Source organism: uncultured Gulosibacter sp. (assembly GCF_963509965.1).
GTDB lineage: Bacteria > Actinomycetota > Actinomycetes > Actinomycetales > Microbacteriaceae > Gulosibacter.
In genome coordinates this window covers 1-23,643 of record NZ_CAUPDE010000005.1, presented here as the reverse complement: position 1 = coordinate 23,643, position 23,643 = coordinate 1, and the positions used below count along the sequence as shown (strand labels likewise).

Sequence of the window (23,643 nt, the reverse complement as noted above, 5' to 3'; positions counted from 1 at the left end):
ATGTCCCCCCTCCATAACGACCTTTTTGGTGATTTTGGCGACGATATCGACCTCGCTAACCGTCAGTGCGCTGAGGAGTATTTCGAGCAGATTGTGCCGCGTATCGAAAGCTTCCAAAAGCGCGTGAGCGCCAGCGGCGCGGGCGAATGGATTCGTGACATCACTCAGCCGCCGCAATACCTGACCCCCACGCGGGTTGAAGACGGGCGGATGGCGGTTGTGGTGCACACGAGCCCTGTTCGTGGCCAGCCAATGCCAATTGAAACGATCATTCAGATCGGCAACCGTATCTTTCCGCCGCTCGGTTTTTCGCGAGCGCAGCGCAGCGGCTTCGGTATCGGCGACACCGAGCGCGCGGTGTGGGTGGATGAGCTCAATGGCGGCTACGTGTGGGCCACGGTGAAAGCTGATAGCCACACCGGTATCACCGCAAGCTCGGCCCCGCTGCTGCCACGCGAACAGACCGGACACGAGGGCTAACCGCCCACCAATTTCGGGTAGGGGTGCCGGTGATTACGCCGCCGGTGCCCGGCTTGGCAGCGTCACCGTGATGCACAGCCCGCCGCCGTCGTTCGCGGCGATATCCAGCAAGCCCGCCGACCGTGCAACGATCGCCGACACGATCGACAGCCCGAGACCGCGGTTCGTGCCACCGGTGCGACCCTTCGTGGTTTTGAACGGCTCGGTCAGCTGACCCAGTTGCGCCGCATCAATCAGCTCGCCGGTATTGCGCACCGTGAGTTCGGCCCGGGTGCCGTCGTCACGCATCCCCGTGCTGACCATCACACTGCCACCGTCAACATTGTGCTGAACGGCATTCTGAATCAGGTTCTGCGCCAGCTGGTGAAACAGCCGCTCGTCACCGAACGCAGTGGCCGGTGCAAGCGCACGCTCAACCGTGAGTGCTCGTTCGGCAAACTGCGGTTGGCACTCGCGCAAAACCGTGGCAACCGTCTTCGCAAGGTCACACTCGGTTGGTTTGACCTTGCCAGACTCAAGTTCGGCCAGATCAAGCAGCGATTCAACGGTGCGGATGCTGCGCTCATTCACCCGCTGCAGTTTGTACAGCACCTCGCGATCAATCGCGCCGGGTTTCGACAGGGTCACATCGAGAATCGTGCGAGTAGTGGCCAGTGGCGTGCGCAGTTCGTGCGAGGCGTTAGCCGTGAAGCGACGCTGCGCCGCGGTCGAACGCTCAAGGTTTTCGAGCATCTGGTCAAAAGTTTGCGCGAGTTCGGTGATCTCATCGTGCGGGCCGGTGAGCCCGATGCGGTGGTCGAGCCGACCATCTGCGGCCAGTTTGGCGGCCTCATTCACGGCCGCCAGTGGCTTCAGCATCCGGCCCGCCAAAAGCCATGCAGCAACCGAACTCAGCACGGCCAACCCGATTAGCGCAATGATCGACACCTGCAGCAGTAGCGTCAGCAGGTCAGCCTGGCTTTCGACCGCGATCTTGATGTCGCCCGTAATCACTGAGGGGTCATCCACCGCGATCACAAGCGGCCCCTGGGGGGTTTCGCTGCCGCGCGAATTGAAGCCGTAATCGGGCACAAAACCAATGAAGAGCATGATCAGCGTCAGCAGCACCCCACCGCACAGAATCATCAGCAACGCATACCAGAACGCAAGGCGCGTGCGGGCCGTGAAGCGCTGCTTGCGGTGGCCGAGCGATGAGCGCTGTTTAATCATCGGCAGTCCGCTCGATCGTGTAGCCAACGCCAGGCTGCGTGCGAATCACCCACGGCTCACCGAGCTTGCGACGAAGCGAACTGATGGTGACCTTCACCGATTGCGTGAACGGATTCGCGTTTTCATCCCACGCTTCTTCAAGCAGCGTCTCGGCACTGACCACGCGGCCCGGTTCACGCATCAGCGACTCGAGCACCGCGAACTCTTTGCGGCTGAGCCGGATATAGCGACCGTCACGAGTGACCTCGTAACGGAACGGATCGAGCGTCACACCGGCGGCTTCGTAACGAGTTGGTCGCGTCGTGAACTGGCGACGGGCGAGCGCTCGCACCCGGGCCACGAGTTCGGCGAACTCAAACGGTTTGGCGAGGTAGTCATCCGCGCCCAGCTGAAAACCGTCGACTTTCTGCTGTGTGCGGCGCGCGGCAGTCACCATCAAAATTGCCGGCCGCTTTTCCCGCAGGTTCAACACTCGACACACTTCATCGCCACTTATCCCGGGAATATCGCGGTCGAGCAGCACGACCTCGTAGTCGTTGATATCGATAGCGGCAAGCGCATCCCGGCCATTGGCGACAGTGTCGGCTGAAATCGAATGCAGCGCGAGCCCGTCGTGGATCGCTTCGGCGAGATACGGTTCGTCTTCAACGATGAGTACGCGAATGATTCCTCCCGAGGCCGACTGCACGGCTGGATGCAGACCGCTCAGATTGTGGCCAGTGGTCGCCAGCCCAAGTGTGTCACGCAGCGGGTAAAAGAAACGTAAGTGTTTTCTTTTACGTCACCGCAACCGATACCCGGGTGAACTGGGAGCTGTCGTGAACGGGCCGTCACATCGGCTCCAAACTCATTCAGACCCGAAAGGTATCTCACTATGTTCAGCACACGCACCTCACGCACTGCCGCCACCGCGCTGCTCATCGGTGCGGGCGCAATGCTCGCACTCACCGGATGTTCTGCAAACGAACCCGAGCTGCAGCAGAACGAGGCCGCGAGCATGGAGCAGTGGCAGCACGATTTTGATCGCTGTCTGCAAGAACACGGCCTCGACGCCGCAAATGCCGGTATCCCCGTGAACCCCGACGGCTCGCCCATCGAAACGAACGAAGATGGAGTCGATGTTGCGGCGGTGCTGCAGACCTGTGCCGACCAGGTGGGCCCGGCTCCCCAGGGCGCGGATGCGGTGAGCGACGAGCAGCTCAACGAACAGTTGCTCGCGTACGCGAAGTGCATGCGTGAAGCTGGCTACGACGTACCCGACCCGAAGCCGGATGCGAACGGTTTTGTTGTGCAGCAGAACGGTGGCCCCGAAGCCGACCCGGCTGATGTGCAGCGCTGCAGTGAACAGGCCGGTCTCGTCAACCAGGGCGAGTAGGAGCGGTTAATGTCAAAAAAGCGAACTGCTATCGCCGCGGCAGCTGCGGTAGTGGCGATCGCACTGGGTGTCACTGGCTTCTTACTGATGAACGGTGCCGGTGCCGACGAGTCTGCACACAGCGTCTCGCCAACAGTTGAAACCGCGACCGTCACGAAGACCGATCTCGTTGAGCGGGTCGAAACCAAAGGCACCCTCAACCACGGTAAACCCGCCACCTATGGCACTCAGCTGACCGGAACGCTCACCTCGGTAGCCGCGCCAGGTACCAAACTGTCGATCGGCACTGAGATGATGCGTGTGAACGAGCGCCCAGTGTTTTCGATGCGCGGCGAGGTGCCCGCCTGGCGCAACTTCGAAGAAGGCATGTCGAACGGCCGGGATGTGATGCAGCTTGAGCAGAACCTCCAGGCGCTCGGCTACTTCGACGACGAACCCGATGAACACTACGGCTGGCTAACCGCATCTGCGGTCGCTCAGTGGCAGAAAGACAACGGGTTTGAGTGGAGCACGACACTCGAGCTTGGTCGCGTCGTGTTCATCCCGGGTGATGTGCAAGTGAGTGCGCAGCAAGCGAAGGCCGGCGATCCGGCAAGCACCACGGTGCTCGAGGTCACCGGCACCTCTAAGGTGGTCACCACCGAAGTGCCCCCGAGCATGCGCAGCCTGCTGCCGGTGGGTGCCAAAGTTGATGTGAAACTACCCGATGGCCAGGTTACGCAGGCAGTTGTGGAGTCGGTTGAGCCGCCGGTTGAAAAAGAAGACAAGTCGGGGCAAAAGTCGGTGAAAGTGCCAGTGCAGCTTTCACTCACCGACCCCGCCGCGGCCGAGGCCTACTCTGATGTGACCGTCAGCGTGGTCACTACCCGCACCACGGCCACGGACGTGCTCGCGGTGCCGGTGCGGGCGCTGCTCGCCGAGCCCGGCGGTAAATATGCCGTCGAAGTGATTAAGAACAATGAAGTAACTCGGGTGCAGGTAGAGCCTGGGGCCTTTGCCGACGACCTGGTTGAAATCAAAAGCGGTGACCTCCACGAGGGCGACAAAGTGGCGGTGAGCGAATGAGCTCGACGGGGCCGCTACTAACGCTGAGCGGCGTTTCACGCAGGTATGGCTCGCCACCAACTACGGCGCTTGATGACGTGAGCTTCACCATCAATTCGGGAGATATGGTGGCGATCACTGGGCCGAGCGGTTCGGGTAAATCAACCCTTCTCAACCTGATTGGCACCCTCGACCGTGCCAGTGCGGGCGAGATCACAATCGCCGGTCATCGGGTCTCGACGGCGAGCGATGCGAAACTGTCGGCGTTGCGGGCGCACCTGATCGGTTTTGTATTCCAGCAATACCACCTCGAGGATGCGCAGACCGCCACCGATAATGTGGCCACCGGGCTGCTCTACACCGGAGTGCCGTTGAGAGAGCGTCGTGAACGTGCGCGTGAGGCGCTGGAGCGGGTTGGTCTCGGTGACCGCGCCGATCACACACCGCGCCAGCTTTCGGGCGGACAACGGCAACGTGTGGCGATCGCTCGCGCAGTTGTCGGCGACCCGCCGCTGCTGCTTGCGGACGAACCCACCGGTGCGCTCGACACCCGCTCTGGTGCGCAGGTGGTTGAAATCTTGAAAGATCTCAACCGCACCGGCACCACCGTATTGGTCATCACCCACGACCGTGAGCTGGCGGCTGGGTTTCGCCGACAAATCAGCATCCGTGACGGTGTGCTCGAATCAGACACGCAGCCGTAGCGGGAAGAGGGAACCGTATGACACTCGAACTCGAAGTCGAACAATCACGCTCACACCTTCGCCAAGACGACTTGCTGCGGTTGGGCTGGCAGGGGCTGCGCGCGCATCCGGTGCGGGCAACGCTTTCAGCACTCGGAATCGCGATCGGTATCGCCGCGATGATTGCCGTGATCGGTATCTCGCTATCGAGTCAGGCGAAGATTCAGGAGCGACTTGCGTCGCTGGGTACCAATCTGTTGACCGTGTCGGCAGGTAAGTCGTTCAGTGGCGAGTCGGCCAAGCTGCCGGTTGATTCGGCCGAACGGCTCCAACGCATCGATGGTGTAGAAGAGGTGGGTTGGGTGGGAAACCTGCCCGATGTTTCGGCCTACCGCAGCAGCTATATCGATCCGGCCGCCACCAATAGTTTGACAGTGGCCGCGACCGACACCGGGCTGCTTTCGGCAACATCGAGTGAACTGCAAACCGGCAGCTGGTTTAACGACGCGACCAAGCAGTATCCAACCACGGTGCTCGGCGCAACCGCAGCTAAGCGACTGGGGATCATTTCGCCCGGTTCGATGGTGAATATTGACGGCCAGAACCACACGGTGCTGGGCATTCTCAAACCGTCGGCGCTCGCGCCCCAGCTTGATACTTCGGTGCTGGTTGGTGCGTCGCATGCCACTGAGCGCCTCGGATTCACTGGGTCGCCAACCACGCTCTACGAGCGTTCGACGGATGCGTCGGTTGAGTCGGTGCGGGAACTCATCCCGGCAACTATTAACCCGAAGTCACCCAACGAGGTGAGTGTGAGCCGGCCGTCCGACACGCTTGCGGCACAGCACGCCATCGACACGGCCTTCACCGGGTTGCTGGTGGGTGTGGGTTCGATTGCGTTGCTGGTGGGCGGTATCGGCGTGGCAAACACCATGGTGATCACTGTGCTTGAGCGGCGGCGTGAAATAGGTCTGCGTCGAGCGCTGGGGGCAACCCGCGCGCATGTGCGCAAACAGTTTTTGGTTGAGGCGGTGATGCTCGCGACCTATGGCGGGCTTGCCGGGCTTGTGCTGGGTGTGGGCTGTACTGTCGCGGTGTCGCTACTCAACGGCTGGACGCCCACCGTACCGCCGTTGATTGCGCTGCTGGGCGTGGCGGTAACCATCGTTGTTGGTGCGATTGCGGGCATGCTTCCCGCAATGAAAGCAGCTCAGGTTTCGCCAACGGAGGCACTTGCCGCCTAACGCCTGCGGGCGGTGGCTGCGGACGAGCATGAGTTCAGCGGAAGATTTCAGGCCCAGGATGGCGGTGATCGCATCGAAGGCGCGAAATCTTCCGCTGAACTCACGGTGGCAGAGCCGTGGTTACCCGGAAAACTCAAAACCCCCGGCAATCCGGGGGTTTCAGTGGCTCCGACCGGCGTCGATCCGGTGACCTTTCGATTTTCAGTCGAACGCTCTACCAACTGAGCTACAGAGCCGAGGCACTTGCGTGTCTCAAGTGGAACGCCCTCCGAAGAGGGCGCCACTCGCGACCCTGACGGGACTTGAACCCGCGACCTCCGCCGTGACAGGGCGGCACGCTAACCAACTGCGCTACAGGGCCTCATATTTATTTTTTGCTGGCGGTCTAGCATAACAGGTCTTGCGACATCTGTCGCGGTGACCCCAACGGGATTCGAACCCGTGTTGCCGGCGTGAAAGGCCAGTGTCCTAGGCCACTAGACGATGGGGCCGAGGCCCTGTCCATGCGAACCGCCGATGTATGAGCTTAGGGCATGTCGAACACGATGCGCAAGTCGAGTCGTGTCGCCACGGCGAGTCGTCACTAATTCTCGGTATTGCAGGGGTTACATTCGGCGCGCAAGGGCACTACTGTGGCCAATGTGGCATTTGTTACATATGTGAAGTGTGTGACCAGTGAGAATTGCTGAGACCGGTTTTTGACCCGAAAGGATCGTATGCGCGCCAAGCACGCCGCGACATTCCGCCGCACACTCGCCGCCGCGGCGATGACAGGCGCGCTCGTGCTGGCCGGTCTGCACTTTGGCTCTGCCCCCGCTGTGGTCGCCAAACCCCTCGACGAATACGCGACCTGGGATGACGTCGTTGCGGCGCAGGGCGATGTCGACCGGCAAAATAAACTCATCGACGAGATTCACGTCGAAATTGACGCCCTCAAGGGCCAGGTTGCAGAAACTGAGCGGGTGGCTCAAGAAAAGGGCAACCTTTACAGTCAGGCGCAACAGGCGGCAAACGAAGCTGCGGGCCAGCAGTACACGCTCGAACAGCAGGCAGATGATGCCTCGAAGCGAGCAGCCGAGGCTGAAACAGAAGCTGGCGCTATGACCGCAGCAATGTCGAACCGGGTTTCAAGAGACCCGACCCTGCAATTGCTAGCCCAACCCGATCAGGCCGATGACTTCTTGAAAAGCATGTCGACACTGTCGAAGCTCGGCAGTCACAACGGCAGCGTCTACGAATCAGCGGTGGTTGAGCGCAATAACGCCGAACAGCTGAACGAACAGGCAAAGGTTGCGCTCGAAGAGCGCCAACGGCTCGAGTCTGAAGCCCAAACCGCCTACCGCGAGGCGCAGCAAGCCCAAGCCGAGGCGCAGCAAGCACGTGACCATGCGCTCGAACGCGGAGCCGAACTCGAAGCGATGCTGGCACCGCTGGTAGAACGTCGCGACGTGGTTGAAGCCGACTATAAAGAGGGCGAGCGGTTGCGCGAAATTGAGCGCAAGCGCCAGGAAGAGCAACGCCGCCGCGAAGAAGAAGAGCGTCGCCGCCGCGCCGAAGAAGAACGTGCGGCTGCTGCTGCAGCAGCAGCAAACAGCCCGGCACCCAGTGCACCCAGAAGCTCCGGCGCATCCGGTGGGGGTGGCGGAGCACAGTCGTCATCGGGTGTCAGCGGACCGATCGGTGCCGGTGCCTGGGTGTCCGACCCGTTCGGGTATCGACTGCACCCAATCTACGGCACCTGGCGACTGCACGCGGGACTCGACCTGGTTGTCAATGGCACTTGCGGTACGCCACTCTACGCCGTCACCTCGGGCACCGTAACCTATGCCGGTTGGACCGATGGCTACGGAAATATGGTCGACATCACCTCAGATAATGGGGTCAATACCTTCCGCTACGCACACATCATGCCGGGCGGTATCGCGGTTGGTTGGGGCGAGCATGTTTCTAGCGGTCAACTCATCGCCTATGCCGGCACAACCGGGCCATCCACCGGCTGCCACCTGCACATCGAGATTACCGAGTATGGAAACCTCGTCGATCCCCAGGTCTGGTTCGCTGCCCGCGGTATCTACTACTACTAGTCAGCGTTGCCGGCACCGCAACAGGATGCGGCCAAAAGCAACCCGCCCAGGATGCTGAAAACGTTGGCACTTACAAGCTGAGGGCCGAGCCACCGGGACGGTGCTCGGCCCTCACGCCTGGGCAGTGCTGCGATCACTGCCGAAACACGACTACTTGGCGGGCTTGTATGCGGCGAGTGACTTCTCGACGATCTGCTCGGCTTCGGCCGCATCGCCCCACGAGTCGACCTTGACCCACTTACCGGGCTCGAGGTCTTTGTAGTGCTCGAAGAAGTGCTTGAGCTGGTTGCGGAGGTCTTCAGGCGCGTCTTCGAGGTCTTGGATGTGGGCGAAGCGCGGGTCTTTCGCGGGTACGCAGAGCACCTTGTCGTCACCGCCGGCCTCGTCTGACATGTGCAGCACGCCAACCGGGCGCACCTTCAGGCCCACGCCGGGGAACACCGGGTATTCGAGAATCACGAGCGCATCGAGCGGGTCGCCATCATCGGCGAGGGTGTTCTCGAAGTATCCGTAGTCGACGGGATACACAAACGGTGTGAACAGTACGCGGTCGAGGTAGACACGACCGGTCTCGTGGTCAACCTCGTATTTGTTGTGGCTGCCGCGGGGGATTTCAATGACAACGTCATATGCGCCCATCGATACTCCTTGGAAATAGAACGAATGCTTGTGTTCAGGCTACCGCGCACAGTTGTCGGAAGATTTCAGCAGTCGGGCGCTGTATCAGAAACTCGGCCGGCCGTGACCTGATAGATACTGCGCGTCGATCGCGCACACAGTAGGCTGGCAGCGTGTCAAATCGTGCCCGTCTTACCCCTCCAGTAGCCGACGCTCGCCGCGCGGTTCGCAACGCGCTGCGGGGAAACGCCAGTGAAGGCGATCTCGTGCTTGTTGCGTTTTCAGGCGGACCAGATTCGCTGGCGCTCGCGGCCGCGGCCGCATTCGAATGCCCGCGTGCCGGTTTACGAGTGGGAAGCGTGATCGTCGACCACCAGCTGCAAGAGGGATCGGCCGAGCAGGCTGAGCGCGCTGCCAAGCAGGCGCGCGACCTCGGGCTCGACCCGGTGATTATTGAGCGGGTTGAGGTCATCGACGGCGGGGCGGGCCCGGAAGCGTCGGCACGCGCCGCGCGTTACAGCGCGATTGAGCGGGTCTGTAAGCGAGTGGATGCAAAGTATGTGCTGCTTGGCCACACGCTCGACGACCAAGCCGAAACCGTGCTGCTGGGGCTGGCTCGCGGATCGGGTGGTAAATCACTGCACGGGATGGCTTCGGTAAACGGTAACCTCGTGCGCCCGCTATTGGGGATGCGTCGCAGCGAGACGGTACAGGCCTGCGCCGATCAGGGGCTCGAACCCTGGCACGACCCGCAGAATGACGATGAGCGATTCCGTCGGGTGCGCATCCGCAAAACGGTCATGCCCGTGCTCGAAGCCGAGCTGGGGCCGGGTATCGCCGAAGCACTCGCACGCACGGCGACAACACTGCGTGAAGACGCTGAAACCCTCGATGCGCTGGCTGCAGAATGGGCACGCGAAATTGTTGATGTGGACGCCGAGGGGCGCATCACGCTCGATATCGGCGGCCTGGTAACACAGCCGGCAGCGCTGCGACAGCGCATCTGCCGCTTGGTTGCCGAGCAGGGCTTCGGCGTGTCACTCAGCCGCGCGCACACGATGGCCGTTGCCGCGCTCGCCACCGAGTGGCGCGGGCAGGGGCCGATCGATCTTCCGGGTATCCGTGTTGAACGCCTGGCAGGGCAGCTATTTTTCGGCGCGGCGCGTGCCGATGCTGCCGAGCACGATGCATCTGAGTCAGCCCACTGAGCCACCACCACCGAAAGCGACTGAGAAAGGTCAGGCATGCGCGCCGAACAGATCCACGATCAGATCCGAGAAATTCTGATCACTGAGGATGAGATTCGTGGCCGGTTGGCCGAACTCGCCCGCGAGATCGACAATGACTACCGCGACCGCACACCGCTGCTGGTTGGTGTGCTCAAAGGCGCGGTGTATGTGATGAGCGATCTGTCACGAGCCATGAACATTGACCTTGAGATGGACTGGATGGCGGTGTCGTCATACGGCTCGGGTACCGAATCGTCTGGTGTGGTGCGCATCCTGAAAGACCTCGACACCGATGTCACGGGCCGTGATGTGCTCATCGTTGAAGACATTATCGACTCGGGTTTGACACTGACCTGGCTGAGCGAAAACCTGCGCTCGCGTGGTGCTGCCTCGGTTGAAATCTGCACGCTACTGCGAAAACCGACGCGCTTGAAGTCGGATGTGTTCGTAAAGTACATCGGCTTCGATGTGCCGAACGAGTTTGTGGTGGGGTACGGGCTCGACTACGACGAGGGTTACCGCAATCTGCGCGATGTGGTGGTGCTGCGCTCGGAAGTGTTTGGCGGTGAGCTGATCGATGCGCCAGTGGAACCTGCCCGGCGAGTGATTAACCCGAGTCTGCCGATGCGGTAACTATTCGGCCTGCAGAAACCGATTCGGCCGGGTAGCCAATCACTTGGCTACCCGGCCGAATTGTATGCAACCGCTAACTCAGGTCGTGCCCGCGCTGGCGCAGTCGCACCACCGGGTTTGAGGCGCCAACGGTGAAGGCGATCATGTGGCCGGCAATTGCTTCGGCCACCTGCAGATCAAGCTCGTTCGCGGGGGTTGCCGCTGAATAGTCGAGCTTCGCCGGGGCATCGAAGTTCGGAGTGTCAACCAGCGGCACAGCCAGCTGCTTCTCGTAGTCGATCAGATGCCCGCTGGTTGCCCAGACACGGCGCACGCTCCCCTCGGTGCGCTGCCAGCGATTGGTGCGAAACACGTAGGGGGCGTAGCCGAGGCGCACCGGGATAAGGTACTCGGCATCGGGCTGAGCTGTCCAGTATCCGCGGGCCTGTGCCCAAACCTCCTCGGGGCCATCGAGCAGATCCATACCCATGTGGGTGCGTGCGAACCCCTGGCCGGGGTCAACCTCGTTGGGATCAATTTCGCGGCGAGCTGCCATGCGTAGGGCAGTTACATTAACCGGCGACTCGATGCGAGCTTCAACGTCGAAGCGGCTGAGTGCTCTACCGGTGGCGAAACCGTCGAGTAGCTCGGTGGCGAGTTTGGCGCGCTGACCGTCAGCTTCTTGAAGGTCAGCGGCTTCAAGTTCAACCGGCCAGCCACGCATCACGAGCAGATCGATGAGATCGGTTCGCTCGAGCTGCAAGCGCTCTGCGAGGTCGAGGAACCGGTCGAGCAGGTTGGTAGACAGGGTGAGGCGGACCATTTTAGAAGCAGACCCGGTACCGCTGTGGGATTGAGCTTCGGAAATGTGGGGCAATATTTTTACCAATCCTCGTTGCGTTTCACCAGTAATCCGTGCCCGAACAACCTGGAAAATTTCCCGGGCTGCGGGCAGCGCTCGGCAATCATAGTGGAGAGTTTTTGAACTTCGATCGGAGCGCTCAAGGGACGTAACTGGTCGTTACGGTGGTTTTGAGAGCACCGGTCAGTGACCCCGAAACCGCCCGCACTATAGACCACGCGTGCGTCATTCATAAGTACGCGCTGGGCGATCACCGGGCAGACTCACTGCGGGGCTCGCCCTGTCACGGGTAGAGTTCAGTCAGCGAGCGCCGCATTTTCTCGCCACCGCACACCGGTGCGCGATGAAGCCAAACCGAAAGTTTCCAACAGCCAATATGAAGAGCCCCAAGAAGTTCCTTAAGAGCCCGATCGTCATCGTGCTCATCGCTGTCATCCTCATCGGGGTTGGTTTCAGCCTCATCAACATGCAGGGCAGCCGCGAGGTGACCACGCAAGAGGGTATCCAGCTGATCAAGTCAGGCAAGGCCGAGAAGGTGAAGATTGTCGATGGTGAGAACCGCGTCGACGTCGAACTCACCAAGCCCGACGAGAAATTTGGTCAGCAGGTGCAGTTCTACTTCGTCAATGCCCGCGCTGACGCGGTAGTTGAAGCGGTGAACGAAGCCGAACCCGCCGGCGGCTACAACGACGAGGTGCCCGGGCCCAACTGGCTGAGTACAGCACTCTCACTGCTGTTGCCGCTGGTGCTCATCGGCTTCTTCGTGTGGCTGATGCTCTCAAGCGCTCAGGGCGGTGCCGGCGGGGTGATGCGCTTCGGTAAATCGCGCGCCAAACTCGTCAGTAAAGAAGACCCGAAGGTCACTTTTGCCGATGTGGCCGGCGCCAACGAAGCACTCGAAGAACTCGGCGAAATCAAAGACTTCTTGAAAGAACCGCAGAAGTTCCAAGCCGTGGGTGCGAAAGTGCCCAAGGGTGTGCTGCTCTACGGACCTCCCGGCACCGGTAAAACGCTGCTCGCCCGAGCCGTCGCCGGCGAAGCCCAGGTGCCCTTCTACTCGATCTCAGGTTCTGACTTCGTTGAGATGTTTGTCGGTGTCGGCGCCTCCCGCGTGCGTGACCTGTTCGAACAGGCCAAGCAGAACGCACCGGCCATCATCTTCATCGACGAAATTGACGCGGTTGGACGACAGCGCGGTGTCGGTCTCGGCGGCGGAAACGATGAGCGCGAACAGACCCTCAACCAGCTGCTGGTTGAAATGGACGGTTTCGACAACAACACCAATGTGCTGCTGATCGCCGCCACCAACCGCCCGGATGTGCTCGACCCGGCGCTGCTGCGTCCGGGCCGCTTCGACCGCCAGATCGGTGTTGACGCACCCGATATGGAGGGCCGCCGGCAGATTCTTGAGGTGCACGCCAAAGGCAAACCCATCGCATCCGATGTTGACCTCGCCATCGTCGCCCGTAAAACCCCCGGTTTTACCGGTGCCGACCTCGCCAATGTGTTGAACGAAGCGGCACTGCTGACCGCACGAATGGGCGCACAAATTATTGACGCCCGAGCCATCGACGAGGCAATCGACCGTGTGATCGCCGGCCCCCAGCGCCGCAGCCGAGTGATGAACGACCAAGAGAAACTCATCACCGCCTACCATGAGGGCGGCCACGCAATTGCCGCCGCCGCACTCAACCACACCGACCCGGTAACCAAGATCACCATCCTGCCCCGCGGCCGCGCACTCGGCTATACCATGGTGGTGCCGCTCGAAGACAAATACTCAATCACTCGAAATGAGCTGCTCGACCAGCTCACCTACGCGATGGGCGGCCGAATCGCCGAAGAAATTGTCTTCCACGACCCCACCACCGGAGCCTCTAACGACATCGAAAAAGCCACCAAAACTGCGCGCCGAATGGTCACCGAATACGGCATGTCGAACCGACTCGGGGCTGTAAAGTTCGGTGACAGTGAAGGTGACTCACCCTACGCCCAAACCCAGGGCGCACCCTACGGCGAAGCGGTCGCGGCGCAGATCGATGCCGAAGTGCAAGCCCTGCTCGAAAACGCACAGCAGGAAGCCTACGAGGTGCTCACCGCCAACCGCGCGATTCTCGACCAGCTCGCATCCGAACTGCTCGAACACGAAACCCTCGGCCACGAACGGCTCGACGAACTGTTCGCCAACATCACCAAGCTGCCGCCACGCGAACAGTGGCTCTCAAGCCCGAGTCGCCCAATCTCGAACCAGCCACCGGTAGAACTCAAACCCCACCTGCGCGCCGACGAAATGGACGGCTCGGGGCCGGGCACCGCGCATGGCGGCACAGCCGCCAACTCGAACTCACCCGAATAGGCACACGATGACCGTAGATCGCGAACGAACCCGAGCGGCGATCGCCGAACTCATCGACGCCTGGGGGCTGGCCGCAGACCCACGCCTGGAGCGCACCGCCGATCGGGTGGCCGACGCCTCAGCCGAACTACTCGCAGGCGAGGGCATCGACCCCGTGCCCGCCCTGCGCGAGGGTCGCATCCCGGCAGCCGACAGCGACCTCGTGCTGGTGCGCAATATTCGCTTCAGCTCAATGTGCGAACACCACCTGCTGCCCTTTGATGGCTGGATTCACCTGGCCTACCTGCCCGGCAGCTGGATCACCGGCTTCGGTCGCATCCACAACCTGGTTGCCACCTGCACCGCACGACTCGCGCTGCAAGAACGCATCGGCGAACAGCTCGTAGACGCGCTCATGACCGGGCTCGACGCCCGCGGTGCGCTCGCGGTAGTAGAAGCTCGACAAAATTGCGTTGCCGCCCGCGGCCCCAAACAGCGTGATTCAGACGCGGTTTCAGTAGCCGCCCGCGGCACGCTGCTGGCCGGTGATGAGCGGGCCGAAGCGTTTCGACTCATTGCCCTCGGCGGCACCGATCGAGACAGCGCAGCAGATGCCGCCGAACCAACTGCGCGTGAGGAGCTGCTGTGACCGAAATTATGGGCGTGCTGAACGTCACCCCCGACTCGTTCTCTGATGGCGGTGCGCACGAATCTGCCGACGCGCAGCAGCGCTGCGCGAGCGCGGTGGCCGCTGCTGAACGAATGGTCGCCGAGGGGGCCAGCATCATCGACGTCGGAGGTGAATCGACCCGGCCAGGCGCCCAGCGCATCCCCCAAACCGAAGAACTCGAGCGGGTGGCCCCGGTGGTTGAACAGCTGCTCGCCCGCGGCATCCGCGTCTCGCTCGACACGATGAACGCCGCAACCGCAGCCGCCTGCCTCGAAATGGGTGAGGTCATCATCAACGATGTTTCGGGCGGGCGCGCCGACCCCGACATGCTGCCACTGATGGCCCGCACCGGCGCCACTTACGTGCTCAGCCACTGGCGCGGACACTCGGTGGTGATGAATGACCTGGCTGACTATGGCGATGCCGGCAGCGAGATCCTCGCCGAACTCATCGGGATGCGTGACCGTGCGCTGGCAGCGGGGCTGAGCGCCGACCAGATCATCCTTGACCCAGGTCTGGGTTTCGCGAAAGACCACAACGACAACTGGGCGGTGCTGCAGCGGCTCGACGACTTTCTCGCCCTCGGCCACCCGCTGCTGATCGGCGTGAGCCGCAAACGCTTCATGGGTGCGCTACTGCCAGAAAATGCACCCGTAAACGAACGCGACCTCCCCACCGCGGTGGTGTCGGCACTGTGCGCCGAACGCAATGTGTGGGCCGTGCGGGTGCACAATGTCGCGGCCAGCGCCACCGCGATAGCGGTGACGCGTTCGTGGCGGGCGGGCAAACAGCAATGACCCAGCAGCACCCGGTTGAGCGGGCGCTCGAACTGATGCCAAACCGGCCCGGCCCCGAAGCCCACCCGGCACTACCGTCACCCGAACTCGACCGCATCCGCATTGAGCGGCTGCACGTGCACGGCCGACACGGAGTGTTCGCGCACGAGCGAGCCAACGGCCAAGATTTCTACATCGATGCCGAAGTGTGGCTCGACACCCGCGCCGCCGCTGACAGCGATGACATCGTTGACACACTGCACTATGGGCACCTGATGCGGGCCCTCTACGAGGTGGCGCTGCACGAACCGGTCGACCTGCTCGAAACGCTCGCCGAACGACTCGCCGCGGTGACGTTTGCGTTCTCAGGCCCGCAAGCGGTGCGCATCACCGTACACAAACCCCAGGCCCCCGTGAAACTTCGCTTCGAAGATGTGTCGGTGAGCGTGCTGCGCTACCGCCCAGAAGGCCCCGAACCCACCACACCGCGCCGACCCACCGCCCGCGCGGTGATTGCACTCGGCGCGAACCTCGGCAACCGCGAAGCAGCAGTCCGCCAGGCAATGGACCAAATCGAAGCGCTGCCGGGCGTGTGGCCGCATCGCCGTTCGCGGCTGTACGAAACCGCGGCCCTGACCACGCACGGGGTCGACGAGAGCGAGCCAAGCTACCTCAACGCCGTCATGACCGTGCACACCGATCTCGAACCGCACGCGCTGCTGCACGAACTGCTGCGCATCGAAGATCTGCACGGGCGCGTGCGCGCCGAACGGTGGGGAAGCCGCACCCTCGACCTCGACCTCATCGAACACGGCGGGCTCGAAATCGCCGACGAAACGCTCGAACTGCCGCACCCGCGCGCGTTCGAACGCGCATTCGTACTGTCACCCTGGGCAGAAATTGAGCCCACCGCCACGATTCCCGGCCGCGGCCCGATCACCGAACTGCTCGCTGAAACCACGGATGAAGTGCGGAGGTATCGAGGATGACCCCAACAAATCCGCTCACACTCGTGCTCGCGGTTATCGCCGGCGCGGTGGTCGGCTGGGCGTTCGAACTGTGGCTAGTGGGCACCGGCTCGGCCGCGTTCATCCCGTCACCACTGCTGGGCATCACCCTCGCACTGATCGGCGTGGTGGTGCTGGCGGTGGCATGGCCCGTGCGCGGATACACCTCACGACTGCGCGAAGCCGTGCGACACCGACAGCACGCATCCGACGCGGTAGCCGGTACGGCAAGCCACACCGCGGCCGAACATGCCGCCGAAGCCGCCGAAAAACAGGCAACCGCACATCGGGTAAACCCGTTTCGGGCGGTGTTCGCGCTCGCATTCGCCAAGGCCGCGAGCCTGGTAGGGGCGCTTTTTGTCGGCTTCACCGGTGGCGCGGTGCTGTGGCTGATATCGCGCACGGTCGTCAACTCGGGTGCGCTGGTCACACTCTTTTCGGCCGCGGGTGCACTCGTGCTGCTGATCGCCGGACTGGTCGCCGAGTCGTGGTGCCGGCTGCCCCCACAAGACCTCAGCAGTGCGAGTGCCGAGACAAGCTAGCGTGGGTGTCTACGACACTAGCGAGAACGCCTCGACGCCATCGCTCGTACCCGCCACAATAATCACGTCATAGTTGGTGATCGTCGTGTCGGCGGTGGCGTAAGTGAACTCCTTGCCGGGCGACTTCACGCCCACCACCGTCACCTTATATTTCGAACGCACCTGCGAATCACGCAGCGACTTACCGCGAATCGACTTCGGTGGATACATCTTCGCCATCACAAACTCGTCATCAAACTCGATGAAGTCGAGCATCTTGCCACCCAATAGATGCGCGACGCGCTCGCCAGCCTCAGCCTCGGGGTAGATCACGTGGTGCGCCCCGATGCGCTTGAGGATACGACCGTGTGTGGTCGACATGGCCTTCGCCCAAATCTGATTGATCTTCAGGTCGGCGAGGTTCGCGGTGACCAGAACACTCGCCTCAATCGAAGTGCCCACGGCAACCACCGCCACCGAGAACTCCTGCGCCCCGATCTGCCGCAGCGCCTCGATATTGCGGGCATCTAACTGCACGGCGTGCGTGACGCGCTCGGCCCACTTTTGCACCAGATCGGGATCGGTGTCTACGGCGAGCACTTCGCGGCCCTGCCGCTGCAGCTGCCCGGCAGTGGCGGCACCGAACCGGCCAAGACCGATCACCAGCACCGGTGAATTCTTGCTGTTCGCGTCAACCAACGATGATCCTCTCTTCAGGAAGTCGATACAGCTGTTTGCGTTCGCTCGAAGCAAACGCCGCTGCCATCGTGACGGTGCCCACCCGGCCAAGCCACATGGTCACCGCAAGCACCAGCTGCGCCGCCGGAGTGGTCGACTCGGTCAACCCGGTGGACAACCCAACGGTAGCGAATGCACTGATCGTGTCGAATAGCGCCTCGCGCATCCCGGCACCGCCGAGCGTCATCACCAGGATCGAGTTGAACCCCACCACCGTGACCCCCCACAGCGCGACGGCAATGGCCAGACGCAGCACATCGTGGGGGATGCGGCGGCGGAACAACTGCAAATCTGAACTTCCGCGCGCCTCAGCAACCGCCGCGAGAAAAAGAATCGCCAGCGTCGTCACCTTGATACCACCGGCAGTCGAGGCCGAACCACCACCCACGAACATGAGCGAGTTCAGCACCAGCAGCGACGAGTCGCTCAACGCATTAATATCAACCGTCGAGAACCCACCCGAACGGGCCATCACCGACAAGAACGAGCCACCCAGCAGCCCCTCGACCGGGGTTCGCGAACCGAAGGTGTCGGCATTCCCGCTTTCGAGCAGCCACAGCGCCAAAGCCCCGAGCAAGAACAACACCAGCGTGGTCACCAGCGTCAGTTTCACGTGCACACCGGGACGCTTCGTGCGGTCACGCATCCAGCGAACCAGCGCAAACAGCACCGGAAAACCGAGCGAACCGAGGAATGTGGCCGCAGCCAAACATCCCAAAAACCAACCGTTGTCAGCGAACTCGGCAACGCCGCCGGGGTTCGGTGCAAAACCGGTGTTGGTGAACGCGCTGGCCGAGTAGTAGAACGAATAGCTGACCGCATCCCACCAATTGGTCACCAGATCAGACGCCCAAAACATCGGCAGGATGAACAGCGCAATAATCGTCTCGATAATGATGAGCGACAGCGCCACCGTGGCGAGCATCCCGCCTATCTCGCCCAGACGCACAGCCTGACTCTCAGACACCGCACCGCGATGTAAACGCAGCGCATTACCGTCGGAGGCGGCAATCAACCGCTGCCGAAGCCCGAGCTTACGGGTAACCACGCTGCCGAGAATCGATGCCAGCGTCAGCACACCGATCGCGCCTACCTCAATGCCGAGGAAGATGACCACATTGCCGAAAGGCGACCAGTGCGAGCCCATGTCTACTGTGGAAAGACCGGTCACACAGATCGTTGAGACCGCTGTGAACAGCGCATCCAAGTATCTTGTGGGGGTGCCGTCGGCCGAAGAAATAGGTAGCGTAAGCAGCAACGACCACAGCAAAATGATCGAAGTGAACACCAGCACCGCGAACCGACTCGGCGAAGCCGAACTCATTTTCGAGATTGCCTGGCGCGAACGCTGAAGCAACGGCATACGCACGATGCTACTCGTGTTTGGGGTCGCGACCGTGAGCGCAGCGAGGCTCGTCTGATTCGAGGGCGAACTTTAATGCCCGAGCTTGGAGAATTTGCGACGACACTCTAGGGTTTAGGTATCACGTGTTTACATTTGCCACAGAAAGTGAGTCTGCGGTGACGCCAGAACAGCGCGCAGCGAACGAGCTACAAGACGTTCATTTCCTGACTGTGGCCGAGGTCGCACAGCTGATGCGTGTTTCGAAGATGACCGTTTACCGCATGATTCACGCGGGCGAACTGCCCGCGGTGAAGTTTGGTCGGTCGTTCCGGGTGCCGGAATCTTCGGTGCAAGAAGCGATCTCGGGTGTGACTGGGACGCGTAGCGCGTAGTAAGCTCGGAAGAGCGCAAAATTTCGCCGATGCGCCTCATCGGCGAGTTCGTCAACATTTTCCAGATAGTTGGGAGAGCCCATGGGTTCAGTCATCAAAAAGCGCCGCAAGCGCATGTCGAAAAAGAAGCACCGCAAGCTGCTGCGCAAGACCCGCCACCAGCGTCGCAACAAGAAGTAGAACTGCAACACAGATGCCCCGCCGAATCGGTGGGGCATCCTCGTTTCCCCAAGATTTTTCCAGCGGCGTACCATGTACGGCATGGCAGCGCTGCAAAATCGACCCCCGGACGACACGTTCTCGCTGAAAGAGCGGTTGGGCTCCCGCAAAGTGGGCGGGGTTCTACTGCTGCTCGCGGCGCTGCTGGCGTTCATTTTCGCCAACTCACCGCTCGAACCGTCCTATACGGCGGTGAAAAACCTCAACCTGCCAATCCCGTTTCTCGGCATCGAAGACATGCCCGCTGCCCGCTGGGCCAGCGACGGCATCCTCGCGATCTTCTTCTTTGTGGTGGGTCTCGAACTCAAACGCGAGTTCGTCACCGGGCAGTTGCGCGACCCCCGCAAAGCGGCACTGCCAATCGCCGCCGCAGTGGGCGGCATGGCCGTACCCGCGGCCGTATACGCCATCATAGTGGCCACCAGCGGCGTGGATGCGATGCAGGGCTGGGCGGTGCCGGTAGCCACCGACATCGCTTTTGCGCTGAGCGTGCTGGCGGTATTCGGGAAGGGGCTCCCGTCACCCTTCCGAGTGTTCTTGCTCACGCTTGCGGTGATGGATGACCTTCTCGGCATCCTCGTAATCGCGATCTTCTTCACCCAGCACCTCAACCTCTGGTGGTTGCTGGCGGCGGCCGCAGCGATCGCGGTGTACGCACTGGTGGTGAACAACGGCATCAACCTCGCGGCGGTGCTGATCCCGCTGGGCGTACTGTCGTGGTATTTCATGCTCTGTTCGGGCGTGCACGCCACAATCGCCGGCGTATTGCTGGGGCTTGCCGTGCCCGCCCTCCCGAAACGCGGCCAAGAGATTTCGTTCGCCGAAGACATGGAACATGACTGGAACGCGCTGTCGCAGGGGCTCGCGCTACCGGTGTTCGCGTTCTTCGCGGCCGGAGTGCCGATGGCTGTGGGCAACGGCACCATGCTCGATGCGCTGCAACACCCGGTTTTCCTCGGCACATTCTTGGGGTTGGTCATCGGTAAGCCCATCGGCATCTTCTTCACGGTGCTGCTGCTGCACCGCCTGCCAATGTTCAAACTTGACGACAATATGCACCTGGCCGATGTGGCCGCGCTCGGTGGCCTGGCAGGAATCGGCTTCACCGTGTCGCTGCTCATCGGTGAGCTCGCATTCCGCAGCCAGACGCAATTCACCGACTACGCGCATCTGGGCGTGCTGTTCGGTTCGATCGCTGCCGCGGCTATCGCTGCAGTAACACTGCGGATGCGAGCGAGGGCTGCAGCCAACGATCAGCTTGACGAAGACGAAGCATTCCTGCCGTGACGCGCATCGATTTTTATGAACGCCAGGGATGCCACCTGTGCGACGATGCGCTCGCGGTGGTGCTGACAGCAGCCGCAGATGCCGGGGCCGAAGTGGTGCGCCACGATATTGACGCCGATCCCGAACTGCAGGCGCAGTATGGAGAGCTCGTGCCGGTGGTAGAAATCAACGGCGTACAGCATGCGCAGTGGTTCGTTGAAGCCGAGAGATTGCGAGCGGCGTTACACGAGTGACGGCAGCGCCACCGAAATCAGCAGCGCCAGAATCACGGTGTTGAACACGAATGCCATCAGATTGTGCGCGGTGGCGACCCGTCGCAGTGCCGCCGAGCGCAGCTGAGTGTTTGCGAGGTTGTAGGCGGTAGACATCTGCAGCGAGAGAAACACCATGTCAGAGAACACTGGCGGATCTTCGCCGAAATCGTAGTGGAGCCTGCCGAGCGCCCACTCGCGCAGATAACGCACCGCGAACGAGACGAGGATGAGCACCCACGAGCAGGCAACTCCGGCGAGTGCCGCAGCCGAGAGCAGCAGATCGCCACGCAATTGGTCAGAACTCAGCAGCATCACCACGATTGCGAGCGAGACGAAAGCTGAGCCGATCGCCTGCGCCACCTCGCCGGTTCCGCGGCGTCGCTGGGTGGCCAGTTCGGCTTCTGATCGAGGTGACGACCACGCGGCAACTCGGCGCAGCGACAGCCCCGAGAGCTGTCGAAAAGCGAACAGCGTGAGCGGCACATACACCAGTGTCGACACGATCATGATGACCGCGTAGATGTAGATGAGCTGCGTGAGGTAGCGGGGCACCCCCTCGGCGATATCGAAACGGATGCCCGTAACTATCGCCAGCGGCACTATCGCGAGCACCGCGGCAGCAGAACTGAGATATTGCCGGGGCGTCTCTTTCGCGAGCCAGCGCGGGTGAATGCATTGAGTGCTGCCGGTACGTTGCTCGCCACCTGCAGAGGTGTCGGCCACCCCGAGACCTTCGCGGCCGGCGCGGCCGACACGATGCGTGAGGTTGTTGCGATCGGGTTCGGCAGCCAGCGCACTCATCGTCTCGGGTCGGATGCCTAGGGCTGCAGGCGGTTCGGGCCGCGGAACAGATAGGTTACTTCGCGCAGGTTGGGCTGGTGAAGCATGAGCATCATCATGCGGGCGAGCCCCATCCCGAAACCACCGTGCGGGGGAGCGCCGTAGCGGAAAAAGTCGAGGTAGAAGCCGAGCTCGTCTGCATCCATCCCCTTTTCGGCAACCTGCTGCTCGAGCACGTCGATGCGGTGCTCGCGCTGCGCACCGGTGGAGATTTCGACGCCGTTCCAGATGAGGTCGTACGACTTCGTCAGGGAGGCCTCGTCGTCATGGCGCATGTGATAGAACGGGCGGATCGAGGCGGGGTAGTCGGTGAGGAACACGAACTCAGAACCGTGTTCTTCGAGCGCCCAGCGGCCGATCTCGCGCTCGCCCTCGGGATCCATGTCGAGGTCTTGGCGTTCAAACTTGTGGCCGCGCGACTCGACGATCTTGCGGGCCTCGAGTAGCGGCACGCGGGGGATGGGGCCGGGAACCTTGACCTCGACGCCGAACACTCGCTCGATGTCGTCGCCGTGCTTTTCTTTCACCGCGGTGAGTGCGGTGCGCAAGAGTTCTCCCTGCATCCGCATCACATCTTCATGCGAGTCGATCCACGAAACTTCGGCATCAACGCCGGTGAACTCGGTGGCGTGACGCGAGGTGAACGACGGGTCGGCGCGGAACACGGGACCAATTTCGAAAACCCTCCCGAAGCCAGCCGACTGCGCCATCTGCTTGAAGAACTGCGGCGACTGCGCGAGATAGGCCTTGCGGTCGAAATAGCCGACCTCGAAGAGTTCGGCCTTGGTTTCGGATGCCGAGGCCATGAGCTTCGGGGTGAAGATTTCGATGTAGTCGTTCTCGATCCAGTACTGGCGCATCGTGTTGACGAACGTGGTCTGGACGCGGAACATGAGGTTGTTGCGTTCGGTGCGCAGGTCGAGGAAACGCCAGTCGAGCCGCACATCGATGGATGAGTCGTCGGCGATTGGGGTTTCGGGAAGCGCTGTCGACTCAACCGTGATCGACGAGATCTTGACCTCGAGGCCACCGAGCTTCACACGCTCGTCGTGCTTGAGATCGCCCTCGATGGTGAGCATGGTGCCCTTGGCGAGCGGCGAGATGACCTCGCTGATGTGCTCGCGATCTTCAGTGCGCGGGTTGACGAGCTGGCATGCGCCGGTCTCGTCGTGCAGCACAATGAACTGCACTTTTTTCTGGTCGCGGACGGTGTCAACCCATCCCTGAACCTTTACTGGGCCTTCTTCGAGGGCGGCAAGCGCCGAAATCACGGTACGTTCAGTCACGCATCTAAGCCTAGTGGTTGCATCTTGCCGCGAGCACAAAAGCGGGCGGCGCCGCGTGGGGTGCGGGTGGCATGCGCCGCGCGGGAGATGGCACCGTTCGCGGGGTGCGCGGGGGTGTGCGCGGCGTTCGGGTACACCGCGGGTGCTCGGGTGCACCGCAGTGGTGGTGTCCCTGAGGGTTTTGGGTGTACCGCAGGGGCAGAACGGTTGATGCACGCAGGCGGCGCGGGCGGGGGTGTGCGCGGGAGTGTGTGGCCGGGAGGGGTGGGAGCGCGGGGTGGCGCTCACCCATCAGCGGGCAGCGTGCACATCGGCGGGAAACCAGGCCACTAGCGGGAAGTGGCACCGCTATTGACTTGTGGCACCGGTATGCGAGTGCCATTTGTCGGCTGCGGTGCCGGTTTGTGGGTGGGATGCCGGAAATGGCACCGTTCGCGGGATGCGGGTGGCATGCGCCGCGCGGGAGATGGCACCGTTCGCGGGGTGCGCGCGGCGTTCGGGTACACCGCGGGTGCTCGGGTGCACCGCAATAG

26 protein-coding genes and 3 tRNA genes are annotated in these 23,643 nt (G+C 62.0%); 17 read left to right on the top strand and 12 right to left on the bottom strand.

Annotated elements, in window-relative coordinates:
* The gene (locus RQ865_RS04910; RefSeq protein WP_311478002.1) at positions 1 to 480 is read left to right on the top strand and encodes a hypothetical protein; all 480 of its coding nucleotides are present in this window, start codon (positions 1 to 3) and stop codon (positions 478 to 480) included.
* Between the two features lie 33 nt (positions 481 to 513).
* Here the strand turns inward: RQ865_RS04910 and RQ865_RS04905 are convergent, their stop codons facing one another.
* Positions 514 to 1,689: a HAMP domain-containing sensor histidine kinase gene (locus RQ865_RS04905; protein ID WP_311478001.1), complete on the bottom strand. Its 1,176-nt coding sequence runs from the start codon at positions 1,687 to 1,689 to the stop codon at positions 514 to 516.
* Positions 1,682 to 2,353: a response regulator transcription factor gene (locus RQ865_RS04900; protein WP_311478087.1), complete on the bottom strand. Its 672-nt coding sequence runs from the start codon at positions 2,351 to 2,353 to the stop codon at positions 1,682 to 1,684. The genes RQ865_RS04905 and RQ865_RS04900 overlap by 8 nt, the downstream gene beginning before the upstream one ends.
* Before the next feature lie 210 nt (positions 2,354 to 2,563).
* Here RQ865_RS04900 and RQ865_RS04895 point away from each other — a divergent pair, with 210 nt between their 5' ends.
* The 4 genes from RQ865_RS04895 to RQ865_RS04880 are packed head-to-tail and all read left to right on the top strand — an operon-like array spanning position 2,564 to position 6,035.
* A complete protein-coding gene (locus RQ865_RS04895) occupies positions 2,564 to 3,064 on the top strand; it encodes a hypothetical protein (protein WP_311478000.1) in 501 nt (166 codons plus the stop codon).
* Positions 3,065 to 3,073: 9 nt separating this feature from the next.
* Positions 3,074 to 4,129: a peptidoglycan-binding protein gene (locus RQ865_RS04890; RefSeq protein ID WP_311477999.1), complete on the top strand. Its 1,056-nt coding sequence runs from the start codon at positions 3,074 to 3,076 to the stop codon at positions 4,127 to 4,129.
* Positions 4,126 to 4,812, top strand: a complete 687-nt coding sequence (locus RQ865_RS04885; protein WP_311477998.1) for an ABC transporter ATP-binding protein — start codon at positions 4,126 to 4,128, stop codon at positions 4,810 to 4,812. The genes RQ865_RS04890 and RQ865_RS04885 overlap by 4 nt, the downstream gene beginning before the upstream one ends.
* Positions 4,813 to 4,829: 17 nt before the next feature.
* Positions 4,830 to 6,035: an ABC transporter permease gene (locus RQ865_RS04880; protein ID WP_311477997.1), complete on the top strand. Its 1,206-nt coding sequence runs from the start codon at positions 4,830 to 4,832 to the stop codon at positions 6,033 to 6,035.
* A 163-nt stretch (positions 6,036 to 6,198) separates the two neighbouring features.
* Here the strand turns inward: RQ865_RS04880 and RQ865_RS04875 are convergent.
* The 3 genes from RQ865_RS04875 to RQ865_RS04865 all read right to left on the bottom strand — a co-directional run bounded on the left by RQ865_RS04875 (position 6,199) and on the right by RQ865_RS04865 (position 6,526).
* A tRNA-Phe gene (locus RQ865_RS04875) sits at positions 6,199 to 6,271 on the bottom strand.
* A 51-nt stretch (positions 6,272 to 6,322) separates the two neighbouring features.
* A tRNA-Asp gene (locus tag RQ865_RS04870) sits at positions 6,323 to 6,396 on the bottom strand.
* A gap of 57 nt (positions 6,397 to 6,453) precedes the next feature.
* Positions 6,454 to 6,526, bottom strand: a tRNA-Glu gene (locus RQ865_RS04865).
* A 225-nt stretch (positions 6,527 to 6,751) separates the two neighbouring features.
* Here RQ865_RS04865 and RQ865_RS04860 point away from each other — a divergent pair.
* Complete coding sequence (locus RQ865_RS04860) at positions 6,752 to 8,119, top strand: M23 family metallopeptidase (RefSeq protein ID WP_311477996.1); 1,368 nt, start codon at positions 6,752 to 6,754, stop codon at positions 8,117 to 8,119.
* A gap of 150 nt (positions 8,120 to 8,269) precedes the next feature.
* Here RQ865_RS04860 and ppa read toward each other — a convergent pair whose 3' ends face one another.
* On the bottom strand, positions 8,270 to 8,758 hold the full coding sequence (gene ppa / locus RQ865_RS04855; RefSeq protein ID WP_311477995.1) for an inorganic diphosphatase: 489 nt from the start codon (positions 8,756 to 8,758) through the stop codon (positions 8,270 to 8,272).
* A 152-nt stretch (positions 8,759 to 8,910) separates the two neighbouring features.
* Here ppa and tilS point away from each other — a divergent pair, with 152 nt between their 5' ends.
* Together tilS and hpt are read left to right on the top strand one after the other, a co-directional pair.
* Positions 8,911 to 9,945 (top strand): tRNA lysidine(34) synthetase TilS, encoded by a 1,035-nt coding sequence (gene tilS, locus RQ865_RS04850; RefSeq protein ID WP_311477994.1) that lies wholly within the window; start codon positions 8,911 to 8,913, stop codon positions 9,943 to 9,945.
* 36 nt (positions 9,946 to 9,981) lie between these two features.
* Positions 9,982 to 10,599 (top strand): hypoxanthine phosphoribosyltransferase, encoded by a 618-nt coding sequence (hpt, locus tag RQ865_RS04845; RefSeq protein WP_311477993.1) that lies wholly within the window; start codon positions 9,982 to 9,984, stop codon positions 10,597 to 10,599.
* Between the two features lie 73 nt (positions 10,600 to 10,672).
* Here hpt and RQ865_RS04840 read toward each other — a convergent pair whose 3' ends face one another.
* Complete coding sequence (locus RQ865_RS04840) at positions 10,673 to 11,401, bottom strand: hypothetical protein (protein ID WP_311477992.1); 729 nt, start codon at positions 11,399 to 11,401, stop codon at positions 10,673 to 10,675.
* A 415-nt stretch (positions 11,402 to 11,816) separates the two neighbouring features.
* Between RQ865_RS04840 and ftsH the strand changes: the two genes are divergently transcribed.
* The 5 genes from ftsH to RQ865_RS04815 are packed head-to-tail and all read left to right on the top strand — an operon-like array spanning position 11,817 to position 16,770.
* Positions 11,817 to 13,796, top strand: a complete 1,980-nt coding sequence (gene ftsH / locus RQ865_RS04835) for an ATP-dependent zinc metalloprotease FtsH (RefSeq protein ID WP_311477991.1) — start codon at positions 11,817 to 11,819, stop codon at positions 13,794 to 13,796.
* A 7-nt stretch (positions 13,797 to 13,803) separates the two neighbouring features.
* Positions 13,804 to 14,424, top strand: a complete 621-nt coding sequence (gene folE, locus RQ865_RS04830; RefSeq protein WP_311477990.1) for a GTP cyclohydrolase I — start codon at positions 13,804 to 13,806, stop codon at positions 14,422 to 14,424.
* Positions 14,421 to 15,242, top strand: coding sequence for a dihydropteroate synthase (folP, locus tag RQ865_RS04825; RefSeq protein WP_311477989.1), 822 nt, complete (start codon positions 14,421 to 14,423; stop codon positions 15,240 to 15,242). Before folE ends, folP begins: the two co-directional genes overlap by 4 nt.
* Entirely contained in the window at positions 15,239 to 16,210 is a 972-nt protein-coding gene (gene folK, locus RQ865_RS04820; RefSeq protein WP_311477988.1) for a 2-amino-4-hydroxy-6-hydroxymethyldihydropteridine diphosphokinase, read from the top strand. The genes folP and folK overlap by 4 nt, the downstream gene beginning before the upstream one ends.
* The gene (locus RQ865_RS04815; protein ID WP_311477987.1) at positions 16,207 to 16,770 is read left to right on the top strand and encodes a DUF3180 domain-containing protein; all 564 of its coding nucleotides are present in this window, start codon (positions 16,207 to 16,209) and stop codon (positions 16,768 to 16,770) included. Before folK ends, RQ865_RS04815 begins: the two co-directional genes overlap by 4 nt.
* 9 nt (positions 16,771 to 16,779) lie before the next feature.
* Here the strand turns inward: RQ865_RS04815 and RQ865_RS04810 are convergent, their stop codons facing one another.
* Together RQ865_RS04810 and RQ865_RS04805 are read right to left on the bottom strand one after the other, a co-directional pair.
* Positions 16,780 to 17,448: a TrkA family potassium uptake protein gene (locus tag RQ865_RS04810; RefSeq protein WP_311477986.1), complete on the bottom strand. Its 669-nt coding sequence runs from the start codon at positions 17,446 to 17,448 to the stop codon at positions 16,780 to 16,782.
* Positions 17,441 to 18,850, bottom strand: a complete 1,410-nt coding sequence (locus RQ865_RS04805) for a potassium transporter TrkG (RefSeq protein ID WP_311477985.1) — start codon at positions 18,848 to 18,850, stop codon at positions 17,441 to 17,443. Before RQ865_RS04805 ends, RQ865_RS04810 begins: the two co-directional genes overlap by 8 nt.
* Positions 18,851 to 19,008: 158 nt before the next feature.
* On the opposite strand from RQ865_RS04805, the gene RQ865_RS04800 reads away from it, so the two are divergent.
* The 4 genes from RQ865_RS04800 to RQ865_RS04785 all read left to right on the top strand — a co-directional run bounded on the left by RQ865_RS04800 (position 19,009) and on the right by RQ865_RS04785 (position 20,963).
* Entirely contained in the window at positions 19,009 to 19,224 is a 216-nt protein-coding gene (locus RQ865_RS04800) for a helix-turn-helix domain-containing protein (RefSeq protein WP_311478086.1), read from the top strand.
* 81 nt (positions 19,225 to 19,305) lie between these two features.
* Positions 19,306 to 19,404, top strand: a complete 99-nt coding sequence (locus tag RQ865_RS04795; RefSeq protein ID WP_005504750.1) for a 30S ribosomal protein bS22 — start codon at positions 19,306 to 19,308, stop codon at positions 19,402 to 19,404.
* 81 nt (positions 19,405 to 19,485) lie between these two features.
* Positions 19,486 to 20,730 carry a Na+/H+ antiporter NhaA gene (nhaA, locus tag RQ865_RS04790; RefSeq protein ID WP_311477984.1) on the top strand — a complete coding sequence of 415 codons (1,245 nt, stop codon included), beginning with the start codon at positions 19,486 to 19,488 and terminating at the stop codon, positions 20,728 to 20,730.
* Positions 20,727 to 20,963, top strand: coding sequence for a glutaredoxin family protein (locus RQ865_RS04785; RefSeq protein ID WP_311477983.1), 237 nt, complete (start codon positions 20,727 to 20,729; stop codon positions 20,961 to 20,963). Before nhaA ends, RQ865_RS04785 begins: the two co-directional genes overlap by 4 nt.
* On the opposite strand, the gene RQ865_RS04780 is transcribed toward RQ865_RS04785, so the two are convergent.
* The 3 genes from RQ865_RS04780 to RQ865_RS04770 all read right to left on the bottom strand — a co-directional run.
* Positions 20,952 to 21,785: a DUF1345 domain-containing protein gene (locus RQ865_RS04780; RefSeq protein ID WP_311477982.1), complete on the bottom strand. Its 834-nt coding sequence runs from the start codon at positions 21,783 to 21,785 to the stop codon at positions 20,952 to 20,954. The two genes, RQ865_RS04785 and RQ865_RS04780, sit on opposite strands and share 12 nt — an antisense overlap.
* 17 nt (positions 21,786 to 21,802) lie before the next feature.
* Entirely contained in the window at positions 21,803 to 23,110 is a 1,308-nt protein-coding gene (gene aspS, locus RQ865_RS04775) for an aspartate--tRNA(Asn) ligase (protein ID WP_311477981.1), read from the bottom strand.
* 348 nt (positions 23,111 to 23,458) lie between these two features.
* Positions 23,459 to 23,643: hypothetical protein (locus RQ865_RS04770; RefSeq protein WP_311477980.1), on the bottom strand; the 185-nt coding region annotated here is incomplete at its 5' end.